Genomic DNA, 21,333 nt, shown 5'->3' on the forward strand with positions numbered 1-21,333 from the left:
CGCCCCCCTACCTCAAGTGCTGACCCACGCGATCAGGGAAGAAAACCGAAAACTGTAGCAGCATTTGTCCCCAGTTCTGAACACGGCCCGTCCACTTCCGTACAACGTTCATTGTGGATAAATACAGCATTTTTAAGGAGAGCCTCGTCGCTGGGAAAGATGCTTTTGCCTTTCGTCACTTTGCGCAATTGACGGTGATAACTCTCGATCATGTTCGTGGTGTAGATCAACTTGCGAATTTCCGGCGGGTACTTGAAGAATGTAGCGAGCTCCAGTTGTTGCGCCAAGAACGGATGATCAGTGGATACTTTGTGCCCCACTCCTCCTCAAAGCGATCTAGCTCCACAAGCGCCCCTTCTTCGGTTGCTGCTTTGTAGATCGGCTTCAGATCGGCCGTCACCTTCTTCAAGTCCTTGTAGGACACGTAGCGCGTTGAATTACGGATTTGATGGATGATGCACTTCTGAATCTCTGTAGCGGGATAACAAGCGCTTATCGCTTGCGAGAAACCAGTTAGATTATCGACACACGTAATGAGAATGTCTTGTACGCCGCGGTTTTTTAACTCGTTCAAGACATTGAGCCAGAACTTGGACGACTCGTTTTCGCCAATCCACATGCCTAGGACGTCTTTGTTCCCGTCCAGATCGATGCCGATGACCATGTAAGCCGCCTTGTTGACAATAGCTCCGTCTTGCTTCACTTTGAAATGAATGGCGTCGAGAAAGACGACGGCATATACGCTCTGTAGCGGCCGATTTTGCCATTCCTTGACCATAGGGATAACCTTGTTTGTCACGTTCGAGATCAGTGTCGGGGAGACTTCGATGCCATACAACTGCTGTAGATGATCTTGAATTTCACGCGTGCTGTCGCCCTTCGTGTAAAGCCAATGATCTGTTCCTCAATGCCTGTGACATTGGACTGGTGCTTCTTCACCACAAGCGGTTCAAACTCGCCTAAACGATCACGGGGTACGAATATTTCTTGCTCACCATACTCACTAACGACAGTTTTCTTGCTTTTACCATTACGGCTGTTTGACGTCGCTTTCGCCGTGATGTCGTGCTTGGCATAACCCAGATATGTTTCCATCTCCGCTTCGAGCATCTCCTGGATTGTTTCTGCAAATAGGTTCTTTAATGCGTTTTGAGCATCCTGTGCCGTTACCAGATTATTCTCTTTAATGAAGTCGCGTAACTGTTGTTTCGTCCAATGTCCCATGTATTCTCCCAACCTTTCTATTAGTTCCATTTTAATGGGTTTTGGAGTTTACACCTTTTAGTAATCAATCTCGTTATTTCTTTTCAGTTTCGCATTAATCCACTTGCGATTCTCCCATACAAATTTCTGTGGTTCATCTACTTCGTCAGCAAGTTTATCACGCCAGTTCATGCCATAATTGTTGTGATAGAATTGCTCGTCTAACCTATAGAAGTTTGTTATTCCTATCCCTACGCAACGCAAATTTCCATTTTCGAGGCTGAATACATAAGTCCCATTATTTTCGTCTATCTCGGCATATGTATTAAAATTATCTATAAATGATCTTACATCGTTTAATGTCCTAATTACTAACACTTATAAAACCTCCTCATTTTCAAATGTGTAAACATTATATGTTGGATTTTACATTTGTCAAGTGAGGAGCTTGCATTTGTTAGTAGACTAATAAAAGGGCAGAAGAACTCAAACACTGATATTATCCCCTTACGGTAGACAGTGAAAAAAGAGTTCATGATATTATGAATTCAACACTGTAGACCGGAGGGGATTTTTCTATGCCACCAAAGAAGGGTCAGAAGTTTAATCGATACGACGAAGAAACGAAGCGAGAAGCCGTTCGTTTACGAATTGAAGAGCAATGGAGCTATACTCAGATCAAGGAAAAGTTGGGGATCAAAAGCGATGCTCAGATTGTAACTTGGGTACGCAAACATATGAATGGTGAATCGTTCAAGGATTATCGGGGGCGTTGGGCGAAAAAACACTTCAGCAGTCTCGAGGAAGAGAACGAGCATCTGAAAGCGCAGGTCGAATATCTAAAAAAGCTCAATCCGAATCTACATGGGGAGGGAAGTTGGATAAGCAAGCCCGGTTTAGGACCATCGAAAAAATGATTGGGAACCACTCGATAGTCATGCTGTGTAAGATTGCTGAAGTGTCTCGTGCCGGGTATTACAAGTGGAAAGCTGCTCTAAGTAACCAGCAACAACGTCAGGAGCGAGATGCTGATCTGAAGGAGCATATACTTGCCATTCACCGTTTGCGGCCCTATTTCGGTTACATCCGTATGTGTACGGCTTTACGTAGGGAAGGATTGCTTGTTAACCGCAAGAAAGTCAGACGGCTTATGCGTGAGCTCGGGATCCGGTCAGTCATCCGCAAGAAGCGTCCAAATGCAGGGCGCAAGCCTTCTGTCGTGTTTGCTAATGTCTTGAACAGGGACTTTCAAGCATCTGCTCCATTTACCAAGCTAGTCACGGATATTACTTACGTACGGATCGGTCACGATTTCACCTATTTGTCGACTGTAATGGATTTGCATAACAATGAGATTGTCGCTTGGGAACTCTCTGAGCGCAATGACTTGCAACTTGTGCTGGACACAGTAAAGCAACTCGGTACTCGCAAGGATGCAGTCTTACATTCTGACCAAGGCTTCCAATACACGCACAAGGCTTACGAGACTCAGTTGCTCGCACAAGGGCTCCAGGGCAGCCACTCAAGGCGAGGCAACTGTTATGACAATGCCTGCATGGAGTCGTTTTTCTCCCATTTGAAGACCGAACAGCTGTACCTTAAACGTCCGAACGATCAGCATTCAGCACGTCGTCTCATTGAGGAATATATTGAATTTTACAATCATGAGCGTTTCCAAAAAAAACTCGGCGACCGTTCTCCAGTTGAGTACCGGAAAGCGATCGCCGCATAAATTGATCCTCTTTTTTTACTGTCTACTTGACAGGGGTAAGACCACACTCGGTTCGTTCTTCTGCCCTTAGTTTGTTGTTGCACTTGCTCATTTAGGCTCGGAAAAGGTAACGTGACTTCAAGCCCTCGATAGTCATATTTTCTTGAACATTGGAATGGGGGATGAGCAGATAACTCCACTCTTTACCTCCGTGTTCAAGTTCATGCTTTGATGCATAAGTACACCATTCCACAACTGCACGTGCTTTGGCTTGAACGACACTGTCTTCCATTTCTTTCTCTTTCTTTATTTCGCAGATGAATTTATTTGTCTTGGTCTCAACCACGAAATCTGGTTCATACGCATTGCTTTGATTGTAATAGATTTTAAAATGTTCAGCTAATGGCTTAAACCATTTGTCCACGTTCGGATCATTCTCGCAAATAACTGCAAACTGACGCTCACTATCCGAATCAAATTTCTGCTCGGGGTATAAGCATTTAATAAACCCACCAAAAACCATACTACGGATACGTGATTTATCTTCTACGGGCTGGCGGAACGGTCTTACACCTTCGTTTAGCAAAGTTGTGTAACTCACTGGTTTGAACGTTGTAAATCCTTTGCTTACATGGACTTCATAAGCGGCAGCTGTCTCATAATAATGCTCTTTCATCTGTGTATGAATCAGTTCAGCTAACCGCCGCTGATTATATTGAAGCACATTGCGAACAGCGTTATCATCTGGCAAATAGCTCTGTAAGTGCTTGACCATCTGGTTACTTAAATTGTATAAAAGTTCAGCATGGTCATCGTATGAAATATCAGGATAATCAATGAGTGAAGAAATCAGGTAATCTTCCAATCTTTCTTCATTTGCTTGGGTGTTATTCCGTTGTAATATTTCCCGAGTATGCGTCCTTAGATGCTGTATCAAAATATGTTCAGCAACAGGTTGCAAGTTGACGCTGGAAGTTTCCAAACTAAATGGGTGATATCCCCATGTTAACTCGCCAACAGGCTGAACGACAATTCTCGGAATATCGATACTGTGTTGAATGGTCTTTTCGACTAACGCTTCTACCACTTGTTCAACCAAGGCAGTAGTCTGCTCTGGAAATAGATCCAATTGATTGACGAGATATTCTGTACGAATCTCCTCAACTAGTTGACGCTTAACATCTCCAGTTGCTAGGTACTTCGAACTCGGTAAATGTTCGTAAGCCTGAAGCTTTCTTTGAGCTAATTCATAAACACTTTTAACATCTTCCGTCTGAACTTGCTTCGATTCACCAGTGCTTGTAGGAATTGCTGAGACTTGCGCCTGAACTTGCTGAACGATACTCTGTTCAATCTTGGGCACAGAGGTAACAGCTTGCTTTTGTTCTTTGGCTATGTCTTTTCCGATGTATACGCCACTTCGGATAATAGAATTCGGGTTGTTCGCTTCATCTACAATCTCCTGAAAACGATCATGAGCGATAATTGTCAGTCGGTCAACTGCTTCTACCCCAGTCCTTTTTCCATAAGGTAAACGCAAGCCTCTTCCAATGGATTGTTCTACAAGCGTCTTCGAATTCGCAGCTCTTAATGGAATAATCGTATAGAGATTCGTTACGTCCCAGCCTTCTTTAAGCATATTGACGTGAATGACAATTTCCGTTTCTGATGCAGGGTTCTCTAATTGCATTAGTTCTTGAATCGTTTCATCTTTTTCTTGCCCGCTTTGATTAGAATGAACGGTTATTACCTTGTTCCGATATCGACCTTCAAAGAAGCTTTCCGACTGGATAATATCCATTAATTTGCCTGCATGAGTCGTATCCTGAGCTACGATCAGAACAAATGGCTTCACAATCGGTAGATGATTCTGCCTTGCGTATACTTCAAGTTCGACTTTGGTTTCCTCATGCACAAGAATTCCATCGTCCAGCTTTAGCCTTTCTAATTGTTCTTCCGAATATTGGCTTGAATTGAAGTTCTCACGTGTAGCAACGGCTGGCTCTTTGACAAAACCATCCTCCATTGCTTTATGTAACGGATAACTGTAGATCACGTTATTGAAAGGAATTGTCCGAGTACCCGATTCTACTTGAGGGGTAGCGGTTAATTCCAGCCCTAATATCGGTTTTAATTCATTTAATACTTTGACCCCTGCAGATGCACGATACCGATGGGATTCATCCATAAGTAAAACCAGATCAGGCAATGATGCCAGATATTCAAAGTAGCTCTCGCCAATATATTCACTCAATCTTTTGATACGTGGCGCTTTACCGCCACGCACTTCAGAGTTAATTTTGGATATGTTGAATATATTAATACGAACTTCATCACTAAATAAACTTCCTGTTTCATCTTCATAAGTTTCACCAGTTATAACTACAGGAGGAAATGAAGCAAATTCAGTTATCCCCTTGAATACATATTTTTTAGTATTAGGAGTAAAATCCTGAATCAACTTATTATAAATCGTCAAATTGGGAGCAAGCACAAAAAAATTTTTGATCCCTTTACTTAAAAACAAATAGGAAATAAATGCCCCCATCAATCGTGTCTTACCCACACCTGTTGCTAAGGCGAAACAAATAGAAGGAAATTCACGTTCAAAATCCGTAACAGATGGATATAATGATTTAATCTTTTCTAATTCATCAACCAGAGCTTGGTTATCATAGCGCCCGAGCTCTATGATGTCAACAATATCGGACAAAATTTTTAATGATTCCTTTTGTGGCTTTCTTAAACTAAGCCGAGCTGATATTGAGTTTACATGTTTATTCATGGCTCTTCCCCTTCACTAAACAGCTCCAATTGTTCTGTCCTTTCTAGTTGAGGAAGCTGTGCAACATTTAAGCTATAATCATCTCTTCCAAATTCACACTTATTAAGAATGGATGCGGGAATTTTTTTAAAGGTAATCTTGGGATAATCCTCAGCGTTTGCGTTATATGCTTTACAGCAAATCAATAATGTCTCATCATCTGCTAGTTGGTCATGAATTTGGTCAACAACTTCTCTTGTCATTAGCTGGGTTGTTGTATAAATGAAATCCGTTTCCGTAGAATATCCTTGCTTCCAAAAAATTGATTCATTAGGTGAATAGGTAAACCCATGATGTTTACACATCGCTTCTGCTAACATTAACGCATTATAATTTTTACTTATAACCCAATTACCAAACTTATCTTTTTCAAGCAAACTAGGTGCTAGAGTATAGTATCTAAATCCACCGCCACCCAACCAACCATACTCTTTACTAATCCCTGATTGGTCTTTTCCATCAATTACAGATGATAGTCTGGGGATAATATGAGAGTCGCAATGCTCACCCAATTCTACCATAATCCATTTTCTCCCCATTTTGTGGGCAACTGCTCCTGTAGTTCCAGAGCCACCAAACGAATCAAGAACCCAATCCCCCTTATTACTAAAGTGCTTCAGGATCAGCTCTACAAGAACCTCAGGCTTTTTACCACTCTTAAACTCCACTCCGCCCTCGTGTCTACAGTTACCAAATTGTGCTGCAAAATCGTAAAAGTTAAGAATTGGAAGATAGGTGATATTATCTTCATCTAGCTCCTGTCTATCAACTGGAACACCTTGATAATACTTTCCCCTAGTAGCATTTTCCCGCTTTGGACCAGTAAAATATCTATATCCTTTGCCATCATCACCAATATTTTTAACTTTGTACATACAGCCTAGTCCGTCAACATCTTTTCTATCTGCCAGATAGTCTCGGAAAAATCTCCCTGAAGAGTTTCCATCTAATATTGAACCTGATGCCCATATTTCCTTGAAACCTTCAACAGACCCAGTCCTTTTAACTATTTTATACTGGTCTGGTTTAAAAATAATAACTTCTTTCCCGCCTAAAGTAATTGTTTCGCCTGCTGAAAGTTCCTCGATATAGTAACAAAATTTATCATAATCATAATCCTTTTGGGTACGATTTGCTCTTGCTTGTGGCGACTTCCTGTATACTAATATATGCTCAATTTGTTTATGGAATATCATATCTTCTTTAAGTGTTTTATCTGGGTATCTTACTTGAATATAAATTGTGCTTAAATAATTTTCTCTTCCAAATAGTTCGTCCATTAGGACTTTAAGGTAAGCGCCCTCTGACTCATCAATATGAACACATATAAACCCTTCATTGGATAGTAGCTTTTTTAAAATTACAAGTCGCTCTTTCATTAATTTTAACCACAAGCTATGCTCTATACCATCATCATAATGTTCAAATGCGTTTCCAGTATTATATGGAGGGTCAATATATATACATTTTATTTTCCCTGTGAATTCTTGTTCTAAAGCCCGTAGTGCCAATAAATTGTCCCCAAAGATTAATCGATTGTCAAAAAAATCGTTTTCGGAATATCTTTTATCTGCATGATATGATTTCTCCTGATCTTCAAGAAGTATTCTTGGCTCTAATTTAGTTTCCTCATCTTTACCTATCCAAGTCAATTCCAACTTAGTTTTCTTGCTCATCTTTACACCTCAATCGTTATACTACTTCCCATCTAATTAGGAACAAATGCTGTCTACTTATCTTCTGCTCGAGCTTTTTCTCAACCTCTACAAATAGTTGTTCTTTCTGACGATCAATCTCGTCTTGTGCATCAAACAGACTTCGGCGCATTTCGCTTCGTTGTTTTTCACGTTCTCTTATCGTCTTATTTAGTTCCAGCTTTTCAGCAATTTGACGAACCATTCTTGCTTCTTTTTGGAGTTGGGTTATTTCTGCATCCAAATCCTTCAAATCGGTCTCCAACTTATCCTTTAAGTCCTTTGACCACTTGTCTAGCCTTTCCAACTCTCGGTCAAGAAACTCATTCGTCCTCTCTTGAATACCCCATAGGATAGCTGATTCTTGTTGCTTGTTTATTTCACTTATTTGATTTCCAAAATACGCAAATCCACTCTCGTCATCTTCAACAAGTTCTAGTTCACTTGCAGGTAAATCGAATAATTTTTCGCAAAGTTCTTGATCAATCTGATTTCCATTAGAATCAATTGCCGAGAAAATTAAGTGTTCCTCATCTTCTGCAGATTTTACTTGTAACAAATCAAGGGATAACCAACCATTATTCCCGATTAAATTCTGCAATAGGCTTACTCTTCCTTCATAGTCGGAATAACGGAATTGTATCAGCTTCTTGGGTAATTTCCGACTTTTTGCTTGCTCAATCCAATTTATTGCCAGTGGGTGACCTAATCGATAATGATGTACATGATCACTGCTTGCATTCTTCTTCATTTGTGAAATTAACTGGTATTTATCGTTGCTATTCAAAAGCCTAAAGCTTAATTGCCCTGAATCGAAATGCGCTTGCGCACTGCCTTCATAGACAGACATAGCCCATAAATAACGCTCCATCTTATTTAATTGAAGTGTTGTTTGTTCGTAATGGGTTCTTAGCTTTTCACGTACTTCATCATCGAAATTCTCGAGTAAATTCTTGCGGGTTTCTTTCATTCGACATTGGATTTGCTCGTCCAATTCCACCTGTAATTGATTGAATGCTTCTTGAATTTCATCGGCAGAACGACAGGATTGATAAATTTTCTGGATTCTTTTTTCAAAGTCAACACCCGATTCAAGAGAGCCAAGCACTTCATCAGAAGAGCCAAATACTCCTTCGAACAAACTGAATTTCTGATCCAGCAATTCATAAACTCGACGATCAGCGGCATTTTTGCGATTTAAGAAATTAATAACGACCACATCGTGCTTCTGACCATAACGATGGCATCTGCCAATCCGTTGTTCAATACGTTGCGGATTCCATGGCAAGTCATAATTTACAACTAAACTGCAAAATTGAAGGTTAATTCCTTCTGCCGCCGATTCGGTTGCTATCATAATGGAAGCTTCGTTACGGAAATATTCAACCAATGCAGCTCTTGTATCCGCCGTCTTTGAGCCTGTGATTTGATCATCGTCTTGATGCTTCTCGAGCCACTCTTGATAAATTTCCTTTATCTCAGGCGAATTATTTGTCCCATTGAATACTACAATTTTACCATGATAGCCGTTCTGCTCAAGCATTTCCTTTAAATACGCCTGCGTTCTTCTTGATTCCGTAAAGATAACCACTTTATCATTCGCACCAAGTTCACGGAGCTTTTCGAAACCATTAGTGAGGGCAATAAGCAAAGCTTTCCCCTTCTCGTTTTCTGTGATGGAGCTGGCTAGATTATAGTATGAGAGCAATTCTTCACGTTCACGGAGCAATTCCTCACGCTCAGTAGCTCGATCATCATCGTCTTCGTTTTGATCGGCATCCTCGTTTTCCTCTGTCCATTCTTCAACCGTGCTATCCAACTCATCAATATCATTATAGATGTTTTCAATCTCTTCTGCTAAACCCACTTCTTCCAAAGAAGCGTCTAGTCTCTTTATCAGTGATAACAACGTATCAGAAATTGCAAAAGATGAAGATGCTAATATTTTGCGTACAACCAAAGTCATTAGGTTGCGCTGACTTTTCGGCAACGCAAAAATATCTTCACGCTGAAGGTAATTAGAAACTTTCTCGTACAGCTCCCATTCTAAGGCACTGGAAGTAAACTCCTGTACTAATGGTATTCTTTTCGTGTAGGGTACATATTCAGTTACCTGCCTGCGAAGTGTTCGATGGCATACAGGTCTCAATCGGTCTTTTAAGTCTAGGAAATCATATTTCGTCATTTCCTTCGTTCCGTGACCAAATTGCTTGCGGAAAGTCGTTTCATCTCCAAATAGTCTTGGATCAATAAAACTAACTAAACCGTACAATTCCATTAGTGAGTTCTGTAAGGGTGTAGCAGTCAAAAGTATTTTCGGAAAACCTTCAGTTGCCTCACGCAGTATTCTAGCGATTTTGTTTGACTTTTTATAAACATTACGAAGACGATGAGCCTCATCAATAATAATTAAGTCCCATTGGGTTCGCTTTAAATCTGCCGATTTATTACGGGCAAACTGAAGAGAGGTGATAACTACGTTATCCCTTTGTTCAAATGGGAATGCCTGTCCTTCCCGAACTAACTCGTTGTAGTTTTTGCTCTCCATAATAATCGAAGGTATGTAGAACTTCTCGATTAGCTCCCGATTCCATTGCTTTCGAAGTGGCGGGGGGACAATGATTAATATTTTTCTTTTTCGCTCCGCCCATAATTGACTAATAATCAATCCTGCTTCAATCGTTTTTCCGAGACCGACCTCATCCGCAAGAATTGCTCCACGCTCTAACGGCGCTTGAAATGCAAACAACGCAGCTTCTACTTGATGGGGATTCAGATCTACCGTTGCATTAATCAAAGATTGACTTAAACGACCTACTGTATTGGAAGCACTCTGCTTTGTTAGCTCATATGCGAAATACTGACTATGGTATGCTGTACTCATTTCATGCGTCACCCTAATTTTTCTATTGCATATATACATCCTCTAGGGTCTTATTCGACAGCGTAGGTATATTTTCCTTGTTTCTTTTTTAAAGCATCTCCCTTCTAATGCCATTTTTCGACTACATTCCGCAACGACTTAAATTTGATAGCAGGATTTACCACTCTTTCCGTCGAATTATCTACATGCAAAAGTTGAAGCAATAATTAGTAATTATCTAAGGAGAACTTATTGATGAATAAGTCATATGTCCAATATATAGAGAACACAATAAGATTAAACCCCGTCTTTGTAGTAGGAAGTGGTCTTTCAGCTGGTGCTGGAATATCTGGGATGGGACAATTAGCAACATACTTGATTGAAAATGTGAATACTGACAAGTTTAGACAAGAAGATTCAAGTCAATGGGAACAAATTAAAACTAGACTCATCAAAGAAGAAAAAGGATTGGAAGAGGCACTTCAAGATTCTGGGGACGCAATTAGCAATTTGCTTCTAAAAGAAATAATTCAACAGACATGGTGTTGTATATCAGATGATGAACAAAAACTCATTCTAGAAATCTCAAATGATAACGATCCTACAGGATTTTCACGCTATTTCAAAACATTTAAGAACTCGACTACCGATACAATTCATATCATCACTACAAATTATGACCATTTGATAGAATGGTCAGCATCAAGTTCAGGGTGGAGAATCTGGGATGGGTTTCATGAAGGTACTATTGGATCGCTTCTACCCGTCTCTGAATTAAATGAACGGATGAAGAATGTTTCGTTAGTAGGAAAAAGACCTGTCACTAGAAAACATCAGCATATAAGGATTTATAAACCACACGGTTCGCTGAGTTGGTTCAAATTTCCTGACGGACAAGTAAAAAAAGTGCAGGGTATAGGAAATCATCTGGTTCCGAGGCTTGGGAGAGTTCAGATTACTCCAACAATCGTGACACCAGGTATCGGAAAGTATCTGGAAACCCACAAAGAGCCCTATAACATTATTCTTTCAGAGATGAAACAAGTATTGAGTAGCAGCAAAGCCCTCGTTTTTTTGGGATTCGGGTTTAATGATTTACATATCCAAGGTAATTTTGATTCAATTCTTCGTAATAATTCTATAAAAAAAGTCATACTAGCAAGGGAACTATCTGATAATGCCAAAGAATTAATTGATAGTAATAAAATAAAAAACTATATTGCCGTACAAAAACTTGAACAAGGAAGCCAGATAATAAGTGACGTAATAGAACCGTTTATTACTGAAGAGCCAGAGCATTGGACATTTAAAGAATTATTAAATCAAGCATGGGGAGCTGATATTAATGAGTCAAGATCTGTTTAATATTCACGAGGATCAATTTATTGGGTTTGTAAATAAAGTTGACAGTTATAGCGTTAATATCTCCACCACCGACGAAGAACAGCTTAGGAGAGTTAATGTAAATGGCTATGTAATAATGCATACTTCAGACCCTAATACTCGATTAATAGGGCGAATCGAACGTGTTGTCAGACTTGAGTATGAACCAAGTAATTATTCCGAGGAAATGGATGAGGAAGATAATAATACAACTAATAATGACATTACTGTTAACGCTTTAGGCACACTAAAAGGACCTGGTGGCGGTAGAGAAATTGCAAAATTTACACGTGCAGTCGAAAATTTACCAGAAATCGGTGCCAAATGTTACTTACTTCTCGGAGAGTACCTAACACTTTTTACTGGACTAGTCGCTGAAGAAACGGCAAAATCTAATACTCCTTTAACATTAGGTACATACACAATGGCTTCTGAAGCACGTGCAATTTTAGATGGCAATGCATTTTTTCAAAGACACGCCATGATTGTAGGATCAACTGGGTCTGGTAAGTCATGGACGGTTGCCAAAATCATAGAACAAGTGGCGGGTCTTAAAAATTCAAATATGATTGTCTTTGACTTACATGGCGAATACGAACCGTTATCTGCCCACCCTCATATCAAGAGATATAGAATTGCAGGACCTGCAGATTTAGATAATCCTAAATCCGATGTGCTGTTTTTACCTTACTGGTTACTTGGTTACGAGGATATGCTTGCATTAATTCTGGATAGAAGCGATGAAAACGCTCCGAACCAAGCAATGGCTTTTAGTAATGCAGTAATCAAAGCAAAAAGAGATGCATTAATACAGGAAAATATGAAGAAAGAATTAGAGACATTCACCATAGATAGCCCTGTCCCATATAGTTTAGACGACGTGGTTAACGATATCACCGAGTTGAACGAGGAGAAAGTACAAGGAAGTAGGGGATTGGTTAATGGTCCGTTTAACGGTAAATTTAATCGCTTTCTTCCCCGTCTTGCTTCAAAGAGAAGTGATCGTCGACATGGATTCTTATTTTCATTAAAAGAAGATCAACTCTCCGTAAATTATTTGGACTATTTAGTCGATAGTTTAATGAAAGCTAATACAGAGGACTCTAAAGGTGTGAAAATTATTGATTTTAGTGAGGTACCCTCTGATATACTTCCAATAGTACTTAGCTTAGTTGCCAGATTAGTATTCCAGGTACAGCAATGGTCTGATAGTTCATCAAGACAACCTATTGCAATTGTCTGCGATGAAGCTCATTTATACTTGCCAAATCGTTTAGCTGCAGATGCTGCCGAGGCAAGAGCTTTGGCTCATTTTGAAAGAATAGCAAAAGAAGGTCGAAAATATGGTGTAAGCCTTCTTATAATTAGTCAACGCCCTTCCGAACTAAATACAACTGTTATGAGTCAATGCAATAATGTAGTAGCTCTAAGACTTTCAAACCAATCTGATAAAAGTGCAGTTTCTAACCTACTTCCAGAAAATCTTGGTGGGATACAAGATCAGTTACCTACTTTAGGAGTTGGAGAAGCAATAGTTGTCGGCGATTCTTGCTTATTGCCAAGTAGAATAAAAATTCAGGAACCTGAATACCAACCTAATTCGGGCTCAGTTAAGTTCTGGGACGAGTGGAGCAATGCAAAATATGAACAAAACCTGTCGCTTGCAGTAAAAAATCTGAGAAGACAAAGTAGCGCATCTTCAGAAGAGTAAATTTTAGATGTAATTGCAGACCGACTCAATTCCATATTGAGTCGGCTTCCTTTGTCGTAGTTACTAGTTTTATTACATAAAGGTTGGTGATTGTTTGTTTCCCATTGATAAACGCAATGTTAAACGTGAGGTCGACAGGTTAGGCGATCATCGAAAAAAAATAGAGAAAGGATTTACAGTTGCCTATGTTGCAGAATCATACAAAAAAACCATTTGGAATCTAATGGACACTCTTCAGGATGCAGATGCCTACAGTATGGCTCAATGGTTAATTCATGTAGATAGATGGATTGATGATCGTGGAAAAGAAATTAAAGCGAAATACAAAAGAGGGGAAATTATCAACGTAGAATTAGGGGCAATGAATTTTGGGTATGAAGCTTCTTACGAACACCCAGCGATAGTAATGGCAAACGGATATAACCGTATTTTAATAGCACCTTGTAGCTCTAAATCATTCGGGAAAGGGCATAGAGATGTTATAGATATGCCGAGAGCTGATGCAACTGGTCTTACCGAAAATACGGGCGTAGGGGTTGGTTGGACACGTTGGATAAGCAAGAACCGTATATTGGATCGTATTGGTGTTGTCAAGAACATTGCAATTTTAGATAGAATTGATGAATATCTGATGAACGAACTGTTCTACAATAAAGTACTTGCCGCACATTACGATAATCACATTTATGATCTTGAAAAAAAGCAACGTAATCTTGAAGCCGAACTCGAAGAAATGAAATCAATTATTGAGTCGATCGAAGAACTGCTCCTTCGTCATTCCCCAGAACTATACGAACAATATCGGGAGATAGCCTCAACAAAAAATTAAAATGTAATTGTCATATTTAGGTTGACACCATATAATATTCGTTGTAATATTAAATCAACTTAATGAGTTATTTATGAAGCGGACGCCTCTGGACAAGAGGGTCCGCTTCGTTAGTTTTCTCACAAGGACTGCGAATCATTCCCCCAAAGCCCCAAAATTACCCCTTAGAGCGCTTCCAATGCTCAATCCCGACAAATCCCCCATAGTCGATAAAAACAACGAAATCAATGCTTTCAGACGTTTTAGAATGGGTGTGTTTGAAACCACATTACGAATGAGTGTGGTTTCAAACACACCACTAAACAAACTAATGCAGAAATTTAATGTAGACAGAACGTCTACAAGATAATAAAAATTCAAGCGTGGTCGTTTCTGGTGTCTACATTTCGTCTACATTTTCGAACAAAACAAAAACCCCGACCTCTTGCGGTCAGGGTTTATGATGGTGGAGGCGAGGGGAGTCGAACCCCTGTCCGAAGGCAACGCCACATAAGCTTCTACGGGTGTAGTGACAGTTTTGATGTCACCCTAGAGACTCCCCGTCACCGGATTCCCTTCGGGTCAGCCTGTTTGTCTTCTTCAGCTAGCCGCAGGCGGAGACTAGACAGCGTATCCCACTAAAGTTGAGCCCTCATCCCGGTACATGGGCGATACAGAGCGAGAGCACGTCTGCAGGTTATTAAGCTGCGAGAGCGTAGTTTGTTTGTTGTTTGCCGTTTAATTGGCTTTAGCGTTGATAAAGCGGACGCGTCCCCACTACCCGCTACCTATGCTCGATCTACCCCCGTCGAATCCAAAAACGCCCCCGAAATAAGATAAGCGATCTACAACGATCATCCTGCCTTAAACGGCGACTCGAATAGGTCGGCAGCCAATGCCGGTTCAATCCGAGCATAAGTGCTGTTTGCACTTAATATAGCCAATTCAGCGAATATCGCCTCAACTTGACTACAATCATTATACCACTTTCATCACGTTTTATGTCTGGTGATTTAATGGCATTTAGACCATAATTGTAGCAACCTGGATAACGAAATGCAAGTTTTCAACCTCTAGTAGTGACTTTCAATGTAATATTAAACATAAATCTGCAAAATATAATACGATTCTTCGATATAGATTGGACAATGTTGCGGAAATTAGCTGCTTTTTCAAAGGTCATGCAATACATTTTATAAGACCTGTTTTCTATTCAGATTTTGCCTGGTCGTGCCTTTATCCGCCAATCTCTCTCTCGGAGGCATCAAAAAACCTCGAATTTTAGCAAGCATCATGCTGCTGCGATCCGAGGCTTTGCTTATATTCAAAAAATTCGCTTCTATATAATAGAGTAAAGATTACCGCGCCACCTTCTGCTTCTCGCGAAGTATGCGCTGAATATCGCGCTGTGCATCCCGCTTGGCTGCGGCTTCACGCTTGTCGTACTGCTTCTTCCCTTTACCAAGGCCAATCAGCAGCTTAGCATAGCCGTTGCGAATATAAATCTTCAGCGGCACGATCGAGTATCCTGCCTGCTTAGACAAGCCGAGCAGCTTGGCGATTTGCGCCTTATGGAGCAGCAGCTTGCGAGCACGCGTCGGATCAGATGGATTATTCCTATTCCCTTGCTCGAACGGACTAATGTGCATATTGTGAATAAAGATTTCCCCATTACGAATCGTTGCAAATGCATCGCTAATATTCGCTCTTCCGCCTCGGATCGACTTGATCTCTGTTCCGGTCAGCACGATGCCTGCCTCAAAGGTGTCCTCGATGAAGTAATCATGGGAAGCCTTCTTATTCTGCGCCAATACTTTACCATCATTCTTCTTACCCATGTTCATCCTCCTCATCGCCATTTTGCCAGGTTACTGACTCTAGTATATCAGAAGTTAATTGTATCAACTCCCTGTGGCAAAATCAAGGAGCTTGCGCACCGCCCCGCGGCGCAAAACCTTGCGAAGGCCGCCCACCAAGGGGCGGCCTCGCCACATGCCCGGGCATAGCCCCCGGGCCAAAACCTTGCGCGGCCCCGCCATACACGGGCGCGGCCGCGCATTCGCCCTGGCATAGCCCAGGGCGCAAACCCCAGGCCGCCCCGCCATGCGTGGGCGACCCCACTGCAAGCGCCCGAGCACAGCTCGAGGGCGCTCACAACAAGCGGCCCCCACCACTGGGGGGCCGCCGCAATGGCCGCGCCGTTCCGGCACGCGGCCCAAACCGCTCGCCCGGGCTACCAGCCCCGGGCGAGCGGCCACACGCGCAAGAGCTATCGCTTCTTGCGCGGCTTCCCATCGGCGCCCGGCGCACCACTGCTGCCGCCGCCGATGAAAATCCCGCTCGCGGACGTCTTCTTCCGCCGCGAGCGCTTGCCCGCCGCGCTGCCGCTATCGCTCGCATTGCGGCTTGTCGGCGCTAGCCCTGCGCCTGCGGCATAGCCGCCTTTGCCGGAGCCGAAGCCAAAGCTCACCGCTGGCCCAGCATCCAAAGCGGCGGCTCCCGCACCTCGTTTGCTGCGCTTGCCTCCGGCCGCGGCTTTGCCTTTTCCACCAGCGGCTCCTTTAGCCTTGCCTCCAGCGGCTTTGCCCGCCTTACCAAACGCCTTGCCAGCACCAGCCTTCTTCCCGCCTTTGCCGCCATTCTTGGCGCCTTTACCACTCTTGCCGCCCGTCTGCCACGGCTTCCCGTCCTTGCCAGCTGCGCGTCCCCTAAAACCGTCTTCGAAGAAGTCTTCTCCCCGGCGACGCGGCTTCATATTGACCATCTCAAAATCAATCGTGTGGTCATCCATATTGACCCGCGCCACGCGAATCTCGACCTCATCGCCGATGCGATAGATTTTCGAGGTGCGCTCGCCGATGAGCGCCATATGCTGCTCATGGAAGTGGTAATAATCATCCGTCATCGCGCTTAGACGGATGAGTCCCTCCACCGTGTTCTCCAGCTCGATGAACATACCGAAGCTTGTCACGCTGCTAATAATCCCGGTGAACTCCTCCCCAACTTTATCGAGCATGAACTCAGCTTTCTTCAGCTGCTCCGTATCGCGCTCCGCCTCTACAGCAACCCGTTCCCGTTCGGACGATTGCTGGGCGATTTCCTGCATTCGGCTGTTCAAATAGTCCTGCCGCGCTGCCGTAAGTGCCCCGCCGCTCTCAATGACCTCGCGAATCACCCGATGAATGACCAAGTCTGGGTAACGGCGGATCGGCGAGGTAAAATGCGTATAGAACTCGGCGGCAAGTCCAAAGTGACCCGTGCTTTCCGCATCGTATTTCGCCTGCTTCATAGAGCGCAGCATCATCGTGCTGATCACCGTCTGCTCCTTCGTGCCTTGAATGTCCTCCAGCAGCGTCTGCAGGGCGCGAGGATGAATATGATCTCCCTTGCCGCCCTTGACCGTATACCCGAAGTTCGCAACGAACATCATGAAATTCAGCAGCTTTTCCTGATCCGGGTTCTCATGAATCCGGTAAATAAACGGAACCTTAAGCCAATGAAAATGCTCCGCCACCGTCTCGTTGGCCGCCAGCATGAATTCCTCGATGATTTGCTCCGCGATCGAGCGCTCTCTTTTAACGATATCCGTCGGCTTGCCGTTTTCATCTACAATGACCTTAGATTCCTCGAAATCAAAATCAACCGCCCCGCGCCGCATCCGCTTGCTTCGCAGCTTCAGCGCCAGCTCCTTCATCAGACGGAACATATCCACCAAATCACTGTAGCGCTCCATTACCTCTGGATCTTCATCCTCCACAATCTTGCGAACGTTCGTATAAGTCATCCGTTCCTTCGTGCGGATCACGCTCGTAAAGATATCATGCTTCACGACCTTCATCTGCTCACTGAATTCCATCTCGCACGACAGTGTAAAGCGATCCACCTTCGGATTCAAGGAACAAATGCCGTTGGACAGCCGGTGCGGAAGCATCGGAATCACCCGATCCACCAAATACACGCTGCAGCCCCGGTTATACGCCTCCTGATCAAGCTTCGATTTCTCACGAACATAGTAACCAACATCCGCAATATGCACGCCAAGCTTGATGTTGCCGTTAGGCAAGCGCTCTACATTGACCGCATCGTCCAGATCCTTGGCATCCTCGCCGTCAATTGTCACGATCACCTTATCCCGCAAATCCCGCCGTCCTTGCTTCACAATCTCTGTAGGATCGATCTCGTCCGGCGTGTTCAACGCTTCTTCCATCACATCCTCGGGAAAAGCCTCCGGCAATTGGTGCTTGCGGATAATCGATAGTATATCGACCCCCGGATCATCCTTATGTCCAAGGATCTCAATAATTTCACCTTCTGCCGCAGCTCGGCCTTCCGGATATTGAACGATGCTCACAACAACCTTCTGCCCATTAGCCGCCCCGCCAAAAGCCTCTTTCGGAATAAATATATCGCGATTAATTCGCTTATCGTCCGGTATAACAAAGCCATAAGCCTCTTCATTTTGGAATACGCCGACCACCTGGGTAATAGCCCGAGTGACAACCCGTACGACTTCACCTTCCAGCTTGCCGCCCGCGACACTTTTAGAATTGACGCGTACAAGCACGATATCACCGTTCATGGCGCTTTTGAGATCATTAGCATGAAGATATACATCCGGATGCTCGCGATCCTCCGGAATGAGAAAAGCAAAGCCTTTGGCATGAGCCTGCAGCCGCCCCCGCACCAAACCCATCCGTTCCGGCATGCCGTAACGGTGAGTTCGTGTCAGTATGATTTTCCCTTCCTGCTCCAAGCGGTTCAACAACTTCAAGAATTCCTTGAATTCCTTCGCGTCCGCAATATGGAAATGCTCTTCAAGCTCTTGATAAGTCATCGGTTTATAAGCGGTTTCCCGCATAAAATCAAGCAGCTCTAATTCTGTTACCATAACAACTCACCTCGGCCCGGCTTCTCGATTTGTCCTTAACCGGTTATGTATTTTTGGGATGCCATTTTCCATGAAATACAACAAATCTCCTCTTGTATATACCCTAGTATACACGAATTTAACCGTCCGCATCCGTTTCTCCTCAAATCCACAAACTGTATTTTTCCTAGATCACACCTTAACTGTCCCATATTTCCGACGACTGACAATCATCCAAACAATCATTCAAGACATCAGGCATCCAACCACACAAAAAAGCCCCGTTCGTGAAGAACGAGGCTCTCTGCATTAACGGCTTATTTAATTGCAACGGCAACAGCGATCGACAGGATAAAGAATCCCGCAGCCAGCCCAATGGTAATCCGCTCTAGAACAAGCTCCATGCCGCGTGCTTTTGCCTTACCAAATAGATGTTCCGCTCCTCCGGAGATGGCACCGGTAAGGCCAGCACTTTTACCTTCCTGCAGAAGGACTGCCACAATTACACCGATGGAAAAAATAATGAGCAATACTTTCAATAACAAATCCATTGTATCCACCTCCTAAGTGAGAACATCTAAAATTCCATGACGAATATAATTTTGATTCCATTAGTTATAAACAGATAACTTTAAAAACAGCACTACTATTGTACCATAGCCTCCAAGGAATGACAACTCAAACTAGCTAACATATCACCTGCGTTTCCCGTCCTTACATTCGATACCTAACACAACGGGCGCAGGTGCTGAACAATGATCTCATCAAACATGTATCATTTGTGTTCATAGCTCTTTTAAAACATCCCTTGTTTTCAGAATAGCGTAATAACTACAAAAAAGCGATAAATCGATCCTATTCAGGAATGACTTATCGCTTTTTAATTAGATCACTCAGAAAGCAATATCACGTTATCGATATTACTGTTTCAGGTTGTAGAAAGATTTCAAGCCGTTGTATTGAGCCAATTCGCCCAATTGATCTTCGATGCGAAGCAATTGGTTGTATTTCGCAACACGGTCTGTACGGGATGGTGCACCTGTTTTGATTTGGCCAGCGTTTGTCGCTACAGCGATGTCAGCAATTGTGCTGTCCTCGGACTCACCAGAACGGTGGGAAATCACTGCTGTGTAGCCAGCGCGTTTTGCCATTTCGATCGCGTCGAAGGTTTCTGTCAGCGTACCGATTTGGTTCACTTTGATCAGGATGGAGTTACCGATACCTTTTTCGATACCTGTTGCAAGACGCTCAGTATTAGTAACGAACAAATCGTCACCAACCAATTGAACTTTGTCGCCCAATTTTTCAGTAAGCAATTTCCAACCATCCCAGTCGTCTTCGGACATACCATCTTCGATGGTAATGATTGGGTATTTATCAACCCATGAAGCAAGAAGGTCAACATACTCAGCGGAAGTATAAGATTTACCTTCGCCAGCAAGTGTGTATTTACCGTCTTTGTAGAACTCAGTGGAAGCAACGTCCATACCCAAGAATACGTCAACACCTGGTTTGTAACCAGCTTTTTCGATCGCTTCGATAATTGTAGTGATTGCTTCTTCATTCGAACCAAGGTTTGGCGCGAAACCACCTTCGTCACCTACAGCTGTGTTTAGACCTTTGGCACTCAATACGGATTTTAAGTTGTGGAAGATTTCTGCTCCAACACGAAGAGCTTCTTTGAACGTTGGTGCTCCTACAGGAAGAACCATGAACTCTTGAACATCAATGTTGTTGTCAGCATGCTCACCACCGTTGATGATGTTCATCATTGGAACTGGAAGCTGCTTCGCGTTGAATCCGCCAAGGTAAACATACAATGGAAGATCAAGAGCGTCAGCTGCCGCACGGGCTACAGCCATGGACACAGCCAGGATCGCGTTAGCGCCGAGCTTGCCTTTGTTAGGCGTTCCGTCCAAATTAATCATCAGCTTGTCAATGCCAAGTTGATCCAAAGCATCCATGCCGATTACTTCTGGAGCGATAATTTCATTTACGTTCTCAACAGCCTTCAATACCCCTTTACCAAGGTAACGGGATTTATCCCCGTCACGCAGCTCAACTGCTTCGTGAGCACCAGTGGAAGCGCCGGAAGGAACGATAGCACGGCCAATCGCGCCGGACTCCAGGTATACTTCAACTTCTACCGTCGGGTTACCGCGGGAGTCTAGGACTTCGCGAGCGTATACGTCAGAAATAATAGTCATTGTATAGTCTCCTTTTTATATGCGTATTTGAAATTTTTAAGAGAACAACTTCTCTTACATCC

General features: G+C 43.0%; 12 protein-coding genes, 1 other RNA gene and 1 pseudogene. 4 read left to right on the forward strand and 10 right to left on the reverse strand.

The genetic code is table 11. The annotated features are described in order from the left end of the window. Positions 1 to 7: 7 nt before the first annotated feature. Together EIM92_RS03615 and EIM92_RS03620 are read right to left on the reverse strand one after the other, a co-directional pair. A pseudogene (locus EIM92_RS03615) lies at positions 8 to 1,224 on the reverse strand (IS256 family transposase). A gap of 57 nt (positions 1,225 to 1,281) precedes the next feature. Continuing rightward, positions 1,282 to 1,581, reverse strand: coding sequence for a hypothetical protein (locus EIM92_RS03620; RefSeq protein ID WP_125081523.1), 300 nt, complete (start codon positions 1,579 to 1,581; stop codon positions 1,282 to 1,284). A gap of 200 nt (positions 1,582 to 1,781) precedes the next feature. Here EIM92_RS03620 and EIM92_RS03625 point away from each other — a divergent pair. Next, positions 1,782 to 2,935, forward strand: a protein-coding gene (locus EIM92_RS03625; protein ID WP_125081524.1) for an IS3 family transposase whose coding sequence is annotated in 2 segments (ribosomal slippage) — positions 1,782 to 2,043 and positions 2,043 to 2,935 — 1,155 coding nt in all. Because the reading frame shifts where the segments join, the coding sequence is not laid out codon by codon here. Between the two features lie 91 nt (positions 2,936 to 3,026). On the opposite strand, the gene EIM92_RS03630 is transcribed toward EIM92_RS03625, so the two are convergent. The 3 genes from EIM92_RS03630 to EIM92_RS03640 are packed head-to-tail and all read right to left on the reverse strand — an operon-like array spanning position 3,027 to position 10,316. Next, positions 3,027 to 5,699: a DEAD/DEAH box helicase gene (locus EIM92_RS03630; RefSeq protein ID WP_125081525.1), complete on the reverse strand. Its 2,673-nt coding sequence runs from the start codon at positions 5,697 to 5,699 to the stop codon at positions 3,027 to 3,029. Then, positions 5,696 to 7,414 carry a site-specific DNA-methyltransferase gene (locus EIM92_RS03635; RefSeq protein WP_125081526.1) on the reverse strand — a complete coding sequence of 573 codons (1,719 nt, stop codon included), beginning with the start codon at positions 7,412 to 7,414 and terminating at the stop codon, positions 5,696 to 5,698. Before EIM92_RS03635 ends, EIM92_RS03630 begins: the two co-directional genes overlap by 4 nt. A gap of 16 nt (positions 7,415 to 7,430) precedes the next feature. Then, a complete protein-coding gene (locus EIM92_RS03640) occupies positions 7,431 to 10,316 on the reverse strand; it encodes an SNF2-related protein (protein ID WP_125081527.1) in 2,886 nt (961 codons plus the stop codon). 234 nt (positions 10,317 to 10,550) lie between these two features. Here EIM92_RS03640 and EIM92_RS03645 point away from each other — a divergent pair, with 234 nt between their 5' ends. The 3 genes from EIM92_RS03645 to EIM92_RS03655 all read left to right on the forward strand — a co-directional run bounded on the left by EIM92_RS03645 (position 10,551) and on the right by EIM92_RS03655 (position 14,218). Further along, positions 10,551 to 11,660 (forward strand): SIR2 family protein, encoded by a 1,110-nt coding sequence (locus EIM92_RS03645; protein ID WP_125081528.1) that lies wholly within the window; start codon positions 10,551 to 10,553, stop codon positions 11,658 to 11,660. Then, a complete protein-coding gene (locus EIM92_RS03650; protein ID WP_125081529.1) occupies positions 11,641 to 13,389 on the forward strand; it encodes an ATP-binding protein in 1,749 nt (582 codons plus the stop codon). Before EIM92_RS03645 ends, EIM92_RS03650 begins: the two co-directional genes overlap by 20 nt. A 94-nt stretch (positions 13,390 to 13,483) precedes the next feature. Then, a complete protein-coding gene (locus EIM92_RS03655; RefSeq protein ID WP_125081530.1) occupies positions 13,484 to 14,218 on the forward strand; it encodes a type II toxin-antitoxin system PemK/MazF family toxin in 735 nt (244 codons plus the stop codon). A gap of 443 nt (positions 14,219 to 14,661) precedes the next feature. Here EIM92_RS03655 and ssrA read toward each other — a convergent pair. The 5 genes from ssrA to eno form a co-directional block, all read right to left on the reverse strand. Further along, positions 14,662 to 15,025: a transfer-messenger RNA gene (ssrA, locus tag EIM92_RS03660) on the reverse strand. 530 nt (positions 15,026 to 15,555) lie between these two features. Continuing rightward, on the reverse strand, positions 15,556 to 16,035 hold the full coding sequence (gene smpB, locus EIM92_RS03665; protein WP_125081531.1) for an SsrA-binding protein SmpB: 480 nt from the start codon (positions 16,033 to 16,035) through the stop codon (positions 15,556 to 15,558). A gap of 431 nt (positions 16,036 to 16,466) precedes the next feature. After that, positions 16,467 to 19,085, reverse strand: coding sequence for a ribonuclease R (gene rnr / locus EIM92_RS03670; RefSeq protein WP_125081532.1), 2,619 nt, complete (start codon positions 19,083 to 19,085; stop codon positions 16,467 to 16,469). A 296-nt stretch (positions 19,086 to 19,381) separates the two neighbouring features. Continuing rightward, positions 19,382 to 19,615 (reverse strand): preprotein translocase subunit SecG, encoded by a 234-nt coding sequence (gene secG, locus EIM92_RS03675; RefSeq protein ID WP_125081533.1) that lies wholly within the window; start codon positions 19,613 to 19,615, stop codon positions 19,382 to 19,384. A gap of 369 nt (positions 19,616 to 19,984) precedes the next feature. Next, positions 19,985 to 21,271, reverse strand: coding sequence for a phosphopyruvate hydratase (gene eno / locus EIM92_RS03680; protein WP_125081534.1), 1,287 nt, complete (start codon positions 21,269 to 21,271; stop codon positions 19,985 to 19,987). Between the last annotated feature and the right edge of the window lie 62 nt (positions 21,272 to 21,333).

This window comes from Paenibacillus lentus (genome assembly GCF_003931855.1).
GTDB classification, from domain to species: domain Bacteria; phylum Bacillota; class Bacilli; order Paenibacillales; family Paenibacillaceae; genus Fontibacillus; species Fontibacillus lentus.